Source organism: Marispirochaeta aestuarii (assembly GCF_002087085.1).
Lineage (GTDB): Bacteria > Spirochaetota > Spirochaetia > JC444 > Marispirochaetaceae > Marispirochaeta > Marispirochaeta aestuarii.
Window position 1 is genome coordinate 213,501 of sequence record NZ_MWQY01000003.1, and the last position, 14,212, is coordinate 227,712.

Genomic DNA, 14,212 nt, shown 5'->3' on the forward strand with positions numbered 1-14,212 from the left:
TGGAAACATTGGAAATATCCTTACAAGCCTATTGTAATGGACTCAGCCAAAAATGCAACAAAAGTTTCCCACATTTTCCCGTTTTCTAGAGGGAACCGAGAGAAAAATCCCCGTGAATCTTGTAGACATGACCGTCCCGGCTCACCGTCAGATCCCTGTCGGGAAAAAAACGCGGCAGCCGCTCCTGTACCAGATCCACTACCTCCTCCTCGATCTCTTCCCGCACATCATCGGGTATCCTGGTCAGGGTCACCATATCGATATCGATTATATAGCCCTTTCCCAGTTCACTCCCGAAGCCGGCGGTAAAGGAGGTACCCACATTGAAAAGACCGTCGTGCTCCTTGTTGGAGGTTTTTCCCCTCTTTGCCCGGTTGGGATGCAGAGGATACAGGTGACCGTACTTCTCTTCCAGATAATCGTCGATCTCATCGAACATTTTCTTCATGGTCTCGTCCCACTGCTGCAGTTTCGGGTGTCTCATGCTCATCAGTTCTTCCCCCTTTCCCGTACATATTCGGGTTCGTTGCCCTGGAGCTGTTCGAGTATCCGCAGGTAGCTCTCGTATCTGTCCGGATGTATCCTGCCCTCTTCCACCGCATCCCTCACGGCACAGCGGGGCTCGTGATCGTGGTAGCAGGGAGAAAAGGCACAGTCCTCCAGAAAAGGCTGAAAATCGGGAAAATAGTGTCCCAGATCCAGGGGCAGAATGCCGGCAATATCGATTTCGCGGATTCCCGGAGTATCCACCAGGCGTCCGGGAAAATCACCTTTGAGCATCAGAGCAAAACAGGTGGTGTGGCTCCCCCGATTGTACTTCTTCGTAATCTCCCCCACAGCCAGATCCGCGCCGGGAACGATACGGTTCAGAAGGGTGGATTTTCCCACCCCGGATTGTCCCACGAAGGCGACGTCCATGCCCCGGAGGGATTCAACAAGCTCGTCGACCCCTTCTCCGCTGGCGGCTGAACAGAAACGGACATCCCAGCCGAGGGACCTGTAGATTTCCAGGCGCCCGGTCATGGCTGAATCCATCTTCTGGTCCATCTTGTTAACCAGGATCATTACCGGCATATCACCGATGGCCGCAGCAACCAGGACCCGGTCGATAAAACGGGGTCTGAAGGGAGGGGACTCCGGCGAGCTTAGACAGACAAGCAGATCCATATTGGCCGCTATGGTCTGCATGGTACCCCGCTTCCGGTTCAGCCGGGCAAAGACATTTTTCCGTTCTCTCCGGGAGACAATCATACCACTCCCCTCGTGCCGGGGGTCCTCTTCGAACTCCACCCAGTCTCCCACGGCTATGGGGTTGTAGCGCCCAAGGTCTTCCTTGAGCTTTTTCCCTTTGATACGACAGCTGATCTCCCGTTCACGGCCGTTTTCTTCGGAAAACAGGGTATAGATATTGTTGATTCCGGAAGCCACTCGTCCTAGGGGCATTCCAGTACCCCCCGGTAGCTGGCGCCGTAGAGGGCGGCAAAATCATCATACGCAGGACCGGGAACAGGAGAGCTTGTATAAATATCGAATACAGAACCCCGCTGTCCGGGATCCGGAAAATCCTCGAGGCGGCGAAGGACCTGTCGTCCCACCCCCTCCACGGAGTCGACAACCCGTATATCCGGACCCAGGAGGGTCTGGAATTCCTTTTGAAGGTGAAGATAATGCGTACACCCCAGAACCACAGTGTCCACCCTTTCTTCGCGAAAAAAGTCGCAGGCCGGGCGGACAGCCTCGAGACGGGCCTTTTCATCCGCCCGGGTCAGGTCGTTTTCCACAAAGTCGACCAGATCCTGTCCGGCAAACCGCAGTACCCTGCAGTCCGCCGCGAAGGTGCTGATCAGGTTCTCCGTATAGGAACTGATCACCGTTTCGGAGGTCGCGATAAGACCGATTCGGCGAAGACGGCTCTGCTGTGCCGCGGGTTTTACCGCAGGGACCACCCCCACAAAGGGCTTGGAAAAACGTTCCCGCAATGCCCCCAGGGCCACCACGGAGGCAGTATTGCAGGCAATAAGAAAGATATCCGGATCGAAGCTCTCATTCAGGCAGCCGATCATACGGGTGACGATCTCGATGATCTCATCCTCGCCCTTGCTTCCATAGGGAAAGCCGGCGGTGTCTGCAAGATAGATATAGGCCCCGGCGGGACGGGCACGGAAAATCCAGTGAAGATAGGGCAGCCCCCCTACCCCGGAATCGAGGACCGCCAGACGCGGACGGGACAGGGATCCCCTTAGCCGATCAGCCGAAGAGCTTGTTGAATTTGTCCCGTGCATCATCGTCCCTGGCGGCCCTTCCGGAGGAGGAGATATTCCGGTTGGGGGAAAAGTAGTCGCAATAGTTGGCTGCTTCCTTGTCCCGGACAGGTTCAGTAATGTGTTCACTGCAGTCATACTGTTTTCCCGGGGCATAAAACTGACAGTTACGGCAGGAACGCAGAGCCTTGCCGCAGTTCGGGCATTCATCGGCCCGGTAAATCTTCCGGTCCGGCAACGGAGTTCCACATAAAGCGCACATACACTGTAGACTACCCCAGGATGCGGGGAATGTGAAGCTGTGCATTCATTAGAGAAGAGATACGTTTTTTTCATTGCCCCGGCACAGTCCTTGCGGGTATTATGGTTTCATGCAAAAAGCACGGCCGCCGATCCCGCCGGACGAAGCATCTGTAACGACAGTCAATCTGGGAAAGAAGTTTCCCCGAAGTCCCCGCTGGGCGGTGAAGAATCTATCCTTCAGCTGTCGTCCCGGTACGATAACCGGACTTATAGGGGAGAACGGTGCGGGAAAAACAACAAGTCTTCGCATGATATCCACCATGCTCAGCCCAACGGAGGGCAGCGGGACCGTCTGCGGACACAGCCTCAAGGCAGCCCCCACCAGGGTACGACAAAACCTGGGGGTTCTCTTCGGAGGCACCAGCGGATTGTACGAGCGCCTGAGCGCAGCGGAGAATATACTCTACTTTGCCCGCCTCAACGGACTCGAGCCCGGGGAAGGAGAAAAGCGGCTGGCCGAGCTCTCCCGTCTCTTTGGAATGGAGAGCTTTCTCCACCGCCGGGCCGGCACCTTTTCCACCGGAATGCGCCAGAAGTGCCTCATAGCCAGGGCGATCATCCACGACCCGGCGGTCCTGCTTCTGGATGAACCGACCACCGGCCTCGACTTCAGTACGAGACGGAGTATTTACCGCTTTATTCTGCAGCAGAAGGAGCTGGGCAAAACAATACTATTCTCCAGCCACGACCTGAACTCGGTACAGGAGATATGCGACAGCCTCCTTGTTCTGCACAAGGGCCGTCTTGCAGCCCAGGGCAGTCCGGAAACCTTGAGCCGGGAAGGTTCTCTGGAACGAGGAATCAGCGAACTGACAGGAAGCATACAATGATACCCAGGCGTATACCCGCAGCCCTGATTACAGCCCGTAAGGAACTGAAGGACTTTTTCCGGGACCCCCGTTCCATTATCCTGACCCTGGTTCTTCCGGTAGTGCTGTTTCCCCTCCTCTTTCGGGTCCTGGAGGAAAGAAGCCCGGAAGCTTCCGGGAGACAGAGGATATTTACCATTGGTCTGTCCGGGGAGGTCCCCGATTTTCTGAGCAGGACGGATCCCGGCTATTTTGTGGATGATATTGACGAACCTGCAGCGGCGGAGAATGATACAGAACGCCGCAGGCTCCTTTTCAGCCGTTACGATGCGGTGGTAATTTCCGAAAGCGGCACCGTCTATTACAACAACGCCGATCCGGAATCAGAGGCCGCTGTCAGATATCTGCAGGAGGCTTCCGGCAGCATGGACGGAAAGAAGAAGCAGCTCCAGGGAGATTCCGCGTTTTCCGCTGCCCCCCTGTACCGCCCCGAGGACGCCGCGGGTAAACTGTTTCTATCCCTTGTTCTCCCCTTTATGGTCTTCATCTTTGCCTCCACCTGCCCACTGCCTGTTGCGGCGGACATGAGCGCCGGAGAGAAGGAACGCCTGAGCCTGGAACCCCTGCTCTGTACAGCCGCCCCGCGTTCCGGCATTATCAGCGGAAAACTCCTGGCCGCGGCCCTCGCGGGCTGCATCAGTGTGGGGGCCTATTTTCTTGGAATCAGTATATCTGTTCTCATCAGTCCCGAGATTCTCGGAGACGAGGCCATGATTTTCAACATTGATCCGTCACAGTACCTATTAATTCTGACTCTGATGCTGCTGGCCACTTCCTTTTTCGCCGCCCTGGAACTTACAGCAGGCTTTATGGCCAGATCGGTTCGGGAGGCCCAGCTCCTGGGCATGCCCTTACTGTTTGTATCCATGGGAGCTGTCTATATTGCCCAGAGCATCGATCTGCAGCATGTTCCCCTGCTGATACCCCACATTCCCCTGGTCAACCTGGGACTGGTAATCCGGGAAGCTGCCCTGGACCGGGTAAATCCGTACCACGCGTCTGCCGCCATTTTGTGGAGCCTTTTCTACCTGTTCTGCGCCGCCTTTGCGTCGGTGCACCGCTTCAAACACGAGTCGGTGATCGGGGGAAGATAAAAAGCTTGATTTTGACCGTTTATGGCCCTATCATTTACACCATAGAAAGAAAGGAGAGGATTGTATGGGAATCGTTACCGCTCTTGTCGTTGTAATCCTTGTTATTGTAATTGTTAAACTCGTGTAATCCGTTGTGAGGCATAGACTTTAGACAAAGGGGAATAAACTGCCGAAACAGGATTGACAAAAAAACGACTTATTACTATATTCTCACCGTAACAACGCGCCTGTCGTATAATGGCTATTACCTCAGCCTTCCAAGCTGATGACGTCGGTTCGATTCCGATCAGGCGCTGAAAACAAATGCTTACAGCATCAAGAGTTAGGCTTCTTTCTGATCAAGCATTGAACCCTTCTTTGGCTCGTGTAGCCAATTGCGTAGCCACTATCGCTCACCAAGGAGCATAGTATGGCACGTTATCGATTACCCTACACCTACTACACCCGCACCCTCAAATCCGGGAAAAAGGTGTATTACTACCGGACCTACTACGAAAACGGCAACCGGACTCCCGGAATCTCCACCGGAACAAGCACCAAAAAAGACTTTCTTGCTCACATGTCGCATCTCATCAAGCAGGATGCCCTGATCCCCGACCGCCGGAAGATCGGCACCTTTGCAGAGTACACCGAGTCCTGGTGGACCTGGGATGCCTGCCCCTACATTGCCCGGCAGCTCGCCCGGAACGCCAGCGCCATTACCCGGGAGTATGCGAAGTCCCGACGGAGCGAACTTTCATCGCACCTGATTCCAGCCTTCGGGACCACCCGGCTGGATGCCATTACCCCGGGGATGATCGAAGAGTGGATCCTGTCCATGAAGAAGGCCGGTACCCGGTCGGATGCGACCATCAACCATGCCCTCAAGAACCTGAAGAAGATCCTGGGAGAGGCCTGTCGCCTGGGGGATATCCCCTCGGATCCGACAGCATCCATCTCGCTGATCCATGAACAGCGAAAAGTCCGCGGGATACTCACCCTGGAGGAGATGAAAAAGCTTCTAAGTGATGATGCGCTTGGGACAATCTGGGACGGTCATATTGTGCATTACGCAATTAACCTGACCGCAGCCGCCACCGGGATGCGCCAAAGCGAGCTGCTCGGGGTAACAAAGGAGAGCTTCCATGGCACCCACATCGATGTTGCGACCGTGTACCGCCCCTTGAGCAAGGAGAAAAGCACCAAAACCAACCGTCCCCGGATCGTCCCGGTCCCGGGCAGGGTCGCCCAGTATCTCGAGCTGCTCTGTCAGCAAACGAATAATTACCTCTTCTCGATCGATACCGGCACCACCCCGCTTGCAGGTAACAGTATTACCCGCTCCTTCTATCGTGCTCTGGAACGGATCGGGATCGAAGCTGAAGAGCGGAAGACACGCGGGATCGTGTTCCACTCCTGGCGGCACTTCTTCAATACCTACTGTCGGAGCGACAACCTGGCGGATGCAAAGCTTCAGGCTATAACGGGTCATACCACGATGAAGATGACGGAAAATTACACCAAGTTCGACATGCAGCACTTCAAGGAAGTAATAGAGCTGCAGGAGCGTCTGATAGGCAATTCTCAATAGAGCCTAAGACCATTCGTTCAATACATAGCCATCACTTTAACCTAATGTTTTACAATTCCCTTAAATTCTACACACTCTATACGGTTTCTGATAGCAAACAATTCCGTCAACGACACGGTATTTGGAAATTTGTATAATGATCACGTTCAAACAGTCATGAATCATCATGATTGTTGGTGATTATCGTTAAAAAGCTGGGAAGGATTATTATGAGGATTTTAACGAGTTATGAAACCGCAGAGATGTTGCGGATTTCAATGCCGACATTATATCGGCACGTACGAGATGGGTTGATTCCGTGCCTGAGAGTAGGTCGGCGAAAACTTTTTCGATATAGTGATATCGAAAAATTTATTGACAATCAGATCTCTGACGGGAGTACTAACGGTGTATAGTATTCCTGAAACAGCTAAGGCGAAATATGATCCATTGAATGAACATGTACTATCGGAAGACTTCGCCCATAACTATGGGACTCCGATTACAAGTAAGATTGACATTCACAATGGGATAGTGATGGTACCAACTGACCGCGGGCTGTATGAAGTTCACTCACAAGAAGGAACCATCACTGTTGTACCATCATCGCAATCCAGACAGTTTACCCTCTCAAGCCTGCTTTCAACAGAGTTCCCGGAACTCATCTGGTACGTCGATCGGCTTATAACACCAGGGCTCAGTCTGCTGTGGGGGTATGCTAAGAGCGGGAAGTCTATCCTTGCGCTGCATATCCTTGTTGACATCGTTCTTGGGCGCAAGGTGCTTGGTACTTTGGCAGTGAAACAATCATCTGCACTCTTCATCAGCCTTGAGGATGGAGGTCGTCGCCTTAAGCAGAGGCTCCAAGCCGCTGGAGCAATAGGGAGTGATAATCTTATTATCCATACAGATTGGTCACGCGGTACTGAAGGAGTCCGGGAACTTGAGCTGTTCTTGGATGTACATCCAGCTATCAGGGTTGTCGTTATCGACACACTCTTTCTTTTCTCCAAGTTGCCAGATAGCAACGATTACAGCTCTACTATTAGCCTCATGGAAACCCTTAAACGGGTAGCAGATGACAGGGACATCTGTATTATTGCTTTGCACCATAGTAAAAAGTCTGGCCGGGAAGATTCTACCGATATAACACAAACTGCCCTTGGTTCTACCGGAATCGTCTCTGGACCGGATCACTTGCTGTACCTAAAGCGGACTCCTGAAGGTCCTACTGATGCAGTGCTGTTCTTCCGATCCAAGGACGCCGAACCTGCTGAAATTGCGCTGACGTTTGACTCTACTATTCAGGGGTGGCGCTACGCAGGAGAAGCTGATGAGATGGCCGATACTGATGAGCGACAGGAGATCCTGGAACTGTTACGCCGTAATCAAGGCTCCATGTCCACTGGCGATATCGCGGATGCGCTGAGAAAGAAGAAAGCAGCTGTTTCAAACCTTCTTGGGCGACTTGTAAAAAAAGGCGCAGTAAGAAAACTCAGCTACGGGATTTACACCCTACCCTCTGGAGAGTCGTGTAACCCGTGTAACTGTGAAACTGAAGGAAGCAAGGAGGTGTTCCACCAGGATCAGGAAACGAGGACTTTCACAGTTTCACCACTTACACAGGAGGTTGATGCTGAAGAGAGTGAAGGTGAAGACCAGGCTCAGGTGCCTTTGTTTTAGGGAGGCGGAGATGGATTGGATGATATCCTGGCTAATTGATCTACACCTTAAGCAATCTGGCGCCTTCTTTAGTTCCCTGCCAATAGAAGACCAATGTTCTATTGCACACGCTCTTGGCAACATAAAGGCAGGAAATGCAATGATCCATTCATTATCGAATGGCAATCGAGTGATTATCGGCAAAGATAGATGTTGCCGACCACAAGTAGTTCCAGCAGAGCAGATCATGACTCTGCTTGCCCTGAAGCAAAAGAGGCAGGAAGATGCAGTGTCCGAGAAATGAGAATCCCGAGTTCTGCACCGGTGCTTTCCTGTGCAGATTCTGGGATCCATTCAGCGTGAAATGTTCGTATCCGCTATTTGCCGCAGCAAGAAGAAGGGAGGCACAGGTAAAAAAGTTAGCAAAATGATCGAAGTGCAGCAGAATCCTTAGATTCTGCGGTACTACTTTTCTTTGTGTACTTCTGTAGGCAGAAACCCCTCTTGAGTGGGGTTTTTGTCGACATTAACTGAGTTTCTGTTAACATAATGTATACAGAAATCCCCTTCAAGCTCTGTTTCTGCGTCATAGACAATTTCGATTCGTTCTTGAGAACTGAACCACTCCGGAAATCCCGGAGACTGTTTCGTGTGACTACAGCCCGCTGGCTGTGTCTTCCAGTTGATTATAATATGCCGTCTCAAACTCGGCCGGAGGCATATATCCTAACGGTTCAAGAAGCCGTTTGTTGTTGAACCAGCTTACCCATTCCCGTGTAGCAGCGCCTCAATCACTTCAAGGTTTTTCCACGGACCTTTTTTCCGAATTACTTCAGTTTTGTAAAGCCCATTGATAGTTTCCGCCATTGCGTTGTCATACGAGCTGCCGACGCTTCCCACCGACGGCGTAACTTCAGCTTCTGCCAATCTCTTGGAATACCTGATGGAAAGGTACTGCCTACCGCGGTCGCTATGGTGGATGAGTCCATCCTGTGTTTGTCTGGCCCACAAAGCCTGCTCGAGAGCATCAAGGGGAAGTTCCGCCTTCATCGAAGTCGACGCTCGTCACCCGACGATCATGCGGGAAAAGATAGCGATGATAAACGCGACGTACACAAAACCCATCCTCGTTGCAACATACGTAAAATCCGCAACCCACAGTTGGTTAGGCCTGGTTGCGTTGAAGTCCCGATTGACCAGGTCCAGTGGGAGTTTGTCTTCTTGGTCTGAGACGGTGGTTCGGACCTTTCGGCCCCGGACCACGCCCTAAAGGCCCATAGAACACATAAGCCGCGCTATGGTGCACGTTGCGACTATGAAGCCTTCACGCTTCAGTTGACGCCAGATTTTACGGGCTCTGTAGACTTGGTAGTTCTCATCCCAAACCCGTCTGATTTCTGGCTTGAAGAATTCATCGCGCTGGATACGCGCAGGCGCTGTCTCAGGGGTTCGTTCCCGCTTTTTCTGCTCGTAATATACCGATGGAGCAATCGGCAGCGTTTTGCAGATTGACTCGACTCCATACTTGTTCCGGTATCTGTCGATAAATCCAACTATCTCTTTTGTGGGCGGTCGAGCTCCGCCTTCACGAAATATCCGGCAACCAGGCGTAAAATCTCATTGGCTTTCTTGAGCTCCCGGACTTCCCGCTCTAAATCTTGTATTCGTTTCTTTTCGTCGGAAGTGAGACCTTCGCGGTCCCCGTTATCTTTCTTCGCCTGGCGGATCCATCTTCGAAGCGTCTCCGACGTACAGCCAATCGTCTCGGCAATCGACTCTATGGCGGCCCACTGCGAATCATATTCGTCCTTGGCGGCGAACACCATCCTAACTGCCCGTTCCTTTACTTCCTCAGAAAACCTGTTGTTTTTCCTTATCATGACTCCATTCTCTCACAAGATTTTTTCTCCGGTAAAGTTGGGGCATTTCACTTGAGCCCATGTCTTTAATTACATTGAGGTGATATTTTACATCAGGAAACGTCGTCATGAGCATCCCGATGGAAAGCCACCTGTAGAAGAATTAGTAGCTAAGGGGTGTCTATAAAACAAGGGGAATTCCACTGTACCTCATCAACTGGTTGATGGAGATCGGGGACGCTGACGTTCCTGAAGGAGACGGTGATGCGCGTCCCGTGCTTCTTGCAGTATCTTCGGATCGAGTCCAGCAGCAACTAGCATATCGTCTACTTCGAGAGAAGCCTTCTCTCGGTGCCCGGACCGACAGAGTGCGTCCAACCGATGAAATTTTTCAGACGAGACAACAAATCCATCAGGAGAAAGAAGCTCCAGAACATCCGAAGGATCGAGACGTAGGGCACCGCCACCAGTTCTTCGACCGACGATCTCTGCACTGAGCTGAGCTGGCGTAGAGAGCATTCCCACCGCTACCATTCGCTGGTGGGAGAGGGTCTTATCCAGAAAAGTAACTGCGTGTAGCGTATTCGTACATGCGACTCCAGAGCGGTTCAACGATAGACAAACAAAAGTCCCACTTGTATACGTCAAAAATGCATCTGGTGGAGAGGTGCCCGGCACTATATACCACGGGTGTCTACTTGAGCATTTGTGCCCTCGATGGATACCCTCTCGCTCGCCGTACTCGATATATGCCTGAGCTCCACTTGGGCAGTCACCTTTTAGCGGTGGCGAGAACAGGAATAGCTTTCCGAATCGATCCTCAGCCCAATTATTGTGAACACCAGTCACTTGCAGACCATGTACCTGTTTTGCTCGTGCAACTATCGGTACTAGACAGTCAGATTCGATGCCACGATCGATAGCTTCGTCGAGCGACATGACGAAAAACCGCTTTGCACCAGTCACTGCGCCTATCCTAACATGAGCTCTTGACCCGAATGAGGGGTACTGGCTACGCAATATCTCAAGTACTGAAGCGGCACCCGAGCTTTTTGACGAGAGGTGCCAATCAGCCGGACGTTCCCTTGATAGAGTAATTTCAACATCTTCCGAATGTATAGTTCTCTGCAGTTCGATTTTGTGTCGTTCCATTGACCTCAAAATCACCTTTGCACATCCGTCTTGCCTGTTTTCACCTAGGACTAGAATACTTTCCTCTTGGGCTTCGGGAAATACCGTCCCAATAACGCGGATGATCTGCAACGACGCAAAAGAAGAAGCAAGGAGAGTGCGAATACGTTCAGCGTAGTTTGCATGAAGAAAGGCTCCAGGTAGTACAAAGGCTAAGTGCCCACCAGGTCGAATGAAACGGAGTGAATGTACTACAAAATAGGCCCAGTAGCTTGCGCGTCGCGAGACCTCTCCTCTACTACAGGATTGTTCCGCGGCGAGCCGTGCTGCATCACGAAGTAGGTGATGTCTGACGTACGGCGGATTGCCGATGATGACGGAGTAAAGTCCCCCCACATCTGATGGAGTTAAGCGAAGGAAGTCTGTATGCATTAGTTTGGATTGCGCGAGGGACTTCCGCACAAAGGCGATAGACGTCGCTGCAGCAGAGTCAATCTCTACGCCAACTATCTGGCGGCTTGGATTACTGACTCCAAGATTCCGTAGGCGATTGAAGGCTGACTGCAAAAAAACCCCGCTCCCGAAGCTCGGATCGATTACGGTATCATGCTCATTGCGAATTGCCCAAAGCGCCAATGCATCGGCAATATCAGTTGGGGTGTAGTACACACCATTCCTTTTCTTCACCGAAACATTTGCTGAATTGGAGAGAGAATAGCTCATGATTTCTCCCCGCGATACTGATCCCCAAGGAAATCACTACCTTGCTGAAGAACAATTTCCATAAGCATCGAGAGGCGTTGCGCTATTGGACCCCGTAGAATTGTACCCGCCTCGAACCTCGAGCGCATACCTGCAACAGTAAAATTAGCAGATCCGAGATATGCCGAACGTCCGTAATCGGAGACAGCAGCTTTGAAGTGGAAAGTTGAGATACCGAACCGATCTGCTGTGTCAGGCGTGTTCCAAGTAAGAACCCTACACCCGGGGTAGTGTGCCAGTTGCTCAAGTCTCGCGAGAAGGGTTTTGCTCGAGCTAGCGTTGAAACGACCCAAGATCGTTAGTTGAACACCTGACTTCAGCCGACGCTCCACGACTTGAGATATGTCCGAGACTGTATCGCTATCCCAAAAGGGAGCAGCAAGGATTACTCTCTGCTGCGCGCTTGCAATCACATCAACAACCGCCGTCCGAAGATCAAGTGCGGTTCGCCGAATATCTGCTTGTTTATCAAGGGATAGACTGGAGGGAAAAGTCACACAGAGCTCAACTTTTGACTTTGAAGCCCTTTCCATTCCAAGGGCTGCTGCGACCCCTCGTCGGAACTCAGCAGTTGACTTCAGAATGGCATGGTCTATTTCAAAATTGTCACCAGACGTGCGGTTTACAACTCCCAAGTCTTCCAGTCCGATCAGAGCAAGTTTAATCTCATCGTACGACGCGGAGCGTTCAGATAATTCAGCCTCGATTTCATGAATTCCAACAGACTTGGTTTGATTGGAATAAGCTAACGATTTCTCAACAAGTTCAAGGAGCCGCCCGAGGCGACGCGCCGCTTCAAGATACCGGGTACTCAATACTCAACTCCATCCAACTGCCAGAATCCTACAATCTGCTCGAAATTGCTAACATCTGCCCATGGAGCATGTCCACCAATCAAGAAAGTCCTCGACAAGCCGTGATTAAATGTACGACACGATATCTCCGGAGACTGAATACAACCGTGACATGCACCTCGTCCATCAATGCAGGTTGAATCATACACGCAATATAGTGCTTCGTTAGCCAAAGCATCCAGAAACGCACTAAGTTGATCACGGACGAGTGTCTCAAAGCCACCGAGTTGAAAACTCCCTGAACTATCATAAATCACAGTTCCTAGGAGCGGGAGAAACAAATACTCGGACAAGGATGTACGTTCGAGACCAGAATACCAGCTGGCAGCGCGCATCGCTGCATGTGAGAGAGTATGGACCAATCCAAAGACCATTCTACGCACTCGACAACTCCAGATGTCGTCGTAGTAGCGATCAATAGGCTCAAGATGGCTAAGGATCCACGACAATGGAGATTTCTCGTTTTGAGGTACAGCGATCCCATTTGTCCGGAGCCAAGCCGCTACTCTTGCTGGATCGAGGGAGAGAAAGATTCCCTCGTGATCGCCCTCACGAGCGAGGATTGGAACTGTTCCGACGAGTTCCGGTCGCCCAAGCCGTTGAGCGGCAGCATACTTATCAAGCGAAGGAAATGCACGGATTTCAGTCGGAAGATCCTGTGCCGATAGCTCCTCGAAAGTCGGCAAAAAGGAACGACGCGTGTAGCCGAAGGTTGCAGTAATAACTGGTAGATCCTCAACTAACATGAGGTCCTTTATTCCAAGCTGAGAGCGCGTATTTGCAATCTCGTCGGCAAGCAACGCTGTTGCACTGTCTTCCGAATCTATGACACTCATAGCATCTATAGTTGTTACAGTGGACCGAAAGGCGAGACTTTCCCGTATAGACGACTGAACATCTATCTCAAGGTGGATGCCTTCAGTTTCATCGTTTTTTTCCTCTTCGAGAGAAGGAGATACTACAGCTGTTGCTGCTACAGCAATACGAGACATCAGTTCGGCAGCTCGCTGCGAATCTCCTGTCTGCCGTGCCGCTTGAGCGGCTTTCGTCAATTCTTGGATCACATCGATGGGATTCACCGGCCGCAAAGGCCGCTCACCGACAGGTAGCAGCGACCAGAGTGTCCTCTGCTCATCATCTGGTATACCAGTTACAGATGGTCTGTCCAGACGCAGAATTGTTAGGGACTGCGGATAATAGGTTGCATTCGCACTGTATCGAGTCATACGCATCGCTGTCCTAGTCACGAAAGTACTGTCAGTATCTCCGCGGTCTACGGATCCGATAGCTCTCTCCTTCACAATGTCCTTAGCACACCGCGGGCAAGTTGCTGTGAACCGGTCCACAACAGTATGGCCGCACTTTTTGCATATGACCTTCATGTCTTTTACCCGTTCGGACATCGCTGACAACTCTAGATGACCACCTTCTTTGCAGTTGGGGCACCGCAGTCTCCGCTTCGAAGGCACCAGCAATCCATCTTTCGTCTTACGCGTAGTAGGCAAGTATTCGGAAACAGCGACAATCTCGCCACAACCATGTACGAAAACTTGTCCAAATTGTCTTACGGTCCGACTGTGGCACGCTGGACAGAATAGGGATGCTGCGGGTAAACCTCGCGGAAAGAAAAGAGTGCCGCAAGAACTGCAAAGAAATGCTGTCTCAAAGACCCTTGCCTCCACAGACTCTGGCAGACCAATAGTGAAACGTTGCGCTTCACGTAACGGATCCGGGAAGTTCCGGTCGATACGACCACCACGCGACTCCCAACGCTTGAGCTGCTCATTGACCTCTGCCAGTAAAACTTCCGCCCTTGAGGGCTCCCAAACACTCGACAGCCGAACGTTACCCAATTTTACGACTGCGAC

General features: G+C 51.7%; 13 protein-coding genes, 1 tRNA gene, 1 pseudogene and 1 other annotated feature. Of the genes and pseudogenes, 7 read left to right on the forward strand and 8 right to left on the reverse strand.

Translation table 11 applies throughout. The features are described 5' to 3' along the window. Window positions 1-85: 85 nt before the first annotated feature. Genes B4O97_RS03970 through B4O97_RS19445 form a run of 4 tightly spaced genes read right to left on the reverse strand, consistent with a single transcriptional unit; the run spans window position 86 to window position 2,523 of the window. Window positions 86-490 (reverse strand): hypothetical protein, encoded by a 405-nt coding sequence (locus tag B4O97_RS03970; protein ID WP_083048553.1) that lies wholly within the window; start codon window positions 488-490, stop codon window positions 86-88. Further along, a complete protein-coding gene (rsgA, locus tag B4O97_RS03975; protein WP_083048555.1) occupies window positions 490-1,443 on the reverse strand; it encodes a ribosome small subunit-dependent GTPase A in 954 nt (317 codons plus the stop codon). Before rsgA ends, B4O97_RS03970 begins: the two co-directional genes overlap by 1 nt. Next, a complete protein-coding gene (gene murI, locus B4O97_RS03980) occupies window positions 1,434-2,285 on the reverse strand; it encodes a glutamate racemase (protein ID WP_083048557.1) in 852 nt (283 codons plus the stop codon). Before murI ends, rsgA begins: the two co-directional genes overlap by 10 nt. Further along, the gene (locus B4O97_RS19445) at window positions 2,248-2,523 is read right to left on the reverse strand and encodes a hypothetical protein (RefSeq protein ID WP_083048558.1); all 276 of its coding nucleotides are present in this window, start codon (window positions 2,521-2,523) and stop codon (window positions 2,248-2,250) included. The genes murI and B4O97_RS19445 overlap by 38 nt, the downstream gene beginning before the upstream one ends. A gap of 109 nt (window positions 2,524-2,632) precedes the next feature. Here B4O97_RS19445 and B4O97_RS03990 point away from each other — a divergent pair, with 109 nt between their 5' ends. From B4O97_RS03990 to B4O97_RS04020, 7 genes are all read left to right on the forward strand, one after another. Further along, window positions 2,633-3,394 (forward strand): ABC transporter ATP-binding protein, encoded by a 762-nt coding sequence (locus B4O97_RS03990; protein WP_083048560.1) that lies wholly within the window; start codon window positions 2,633-2,635, stop codon window positions 3,392-3,394. Further along, on the forward strand, window positions 3,391-4,527 hold the full coding sequence (locus B4O97_RS03995) for an ABC transporter permease (RefSeq protein ID WP_158084143.1): 1,137 nt from the start codon (window positions 3,391-3,393) through the stop codon (window positions 4,525-4,527). The genes B4O97_RS03990 and B4O97_RS03995 overlap by 4 nt, the downstream gene beginning before the upstream one ends. A 223-nt stretch (window positions 4,528-4,750) precedes the next feature. Next, window positions 4,751-4,822: transfer RNA gene (locus tag B4O97_RS04000), tRNA-Gly, on the forward strand. A 114-nt stretch (window positions 4,823-4,936) separates the two neighbouring features. Further along, window positions 4,937-6,097: a tyrosine-type recombinase/integrase gene (locus B4O97_RS04005; protein ID WP_083048564.1), complete on the forward strand. Its 1,161-nt coding sequence runs from the start codon at window positions 4,937-4,939 to the stop codon at window positions 6,095-6,097. Window positions 6,098-6,306: 209 nt separating this feature from the next. After that, entirely contained in the window at window positions 6,307-6,492 is a 186-nt protein-coding gene (locus B4O97_RS19800) for a helix-turn-helix domain-containing protein (RefSeq protein ID WP_083048566.1), read from the forward strand. Continuing rightward, window positions 6,485-7,759, forward strand: coding sequence for an AAA family ATPase (locus B4O97_RS04015; protein ID WP_083048568.1), 1,275 nt, complete (start codon window positions 6,485-6,487; stop codon window positions 7,757-7,759). The genes B4O97_RS19800 and B4O97_RS04015 overlap by 8 nt, the downstream gene beginning before the upstream one ends. Window positions 7,760-7,769: 10 nt before the next feature. Then, window positions 7,770-8,042 (forward strand): hypothetical protein, encoded by a 273-nt coding sequence (locus tag B4O97_RS04020; protein ID WP_083048570.1) that lies wholly within the window; start codon window positions 7,770-7,772, stop codon window positions 8,040-8,042. A 351-nt stretch (window positions 8,043-8,393) separates the two neighbouring features. Here the strand turns inward: B4O97_RS04020 and B4O97_RS04025 are convergent. The 4 genes and pseudogenes from B4O97_RS04025 to B4O97_RS04040 all read right to left on the reverse strand — a co-directional run bounded on the left by B4O97_RS04025 (window position 8,394) and on the right by B4O97_RS04040 (window position 13,570). Next, window positions 8,394-9,615, reverse strand: a pseudogene (locus tag B4O97_RS04025) (IS3 family transposase). Continuing rightward, window positions 9,221-9,337, reverse strand: a sequence feature (AL1L pseudoknot). It overlaps the preceding pseudogene by 117 nt. Before the next feature lie 195 nt (window positions 9,616-9,810). Continuing rightward, complete coding sequence (locus tag B4O97_RS04030) at window positions 9,811-11,451, reverse strand: N-6 DNA methylase (protein WP_083048572.1); 1,641 nt, start codon at window positions 11,449-11,451, stop codon at window positions 9,811-9,813. Further along, window positions 11,448-12,305, reverse strand: a complete 858-nt coding sequence (locus B4O97_RS04035) for a phospholipase D-like domain-containing protein (protein WP_083048574.1) — start codon at window positions 12,303-12,305, stop codon at window positions 11,448-11,450. The genes B4O97_RS04030 and B4O97_RS04035 overlap by 4 nt, the downstream gene beginning before the upstream one ends. Further along, window positions 12,302-13,570 (reverse strand): hypothetical protein, encoded by a 1,269-nt coding sequence (locus tag B4O97_RS04040; protein ID WP_143305524.1) that lies wholly within the window; start codon window positions 13,568-13,570, stop codon window positions 12,302-12,304. The genes B4O97_RS04035 and B4O97_RS04040 overlap by 4 nt, the downstream gene beginning before the upstream one ends. Window positions 13,571-14,212: the final 642 nt, after the last annotated feature.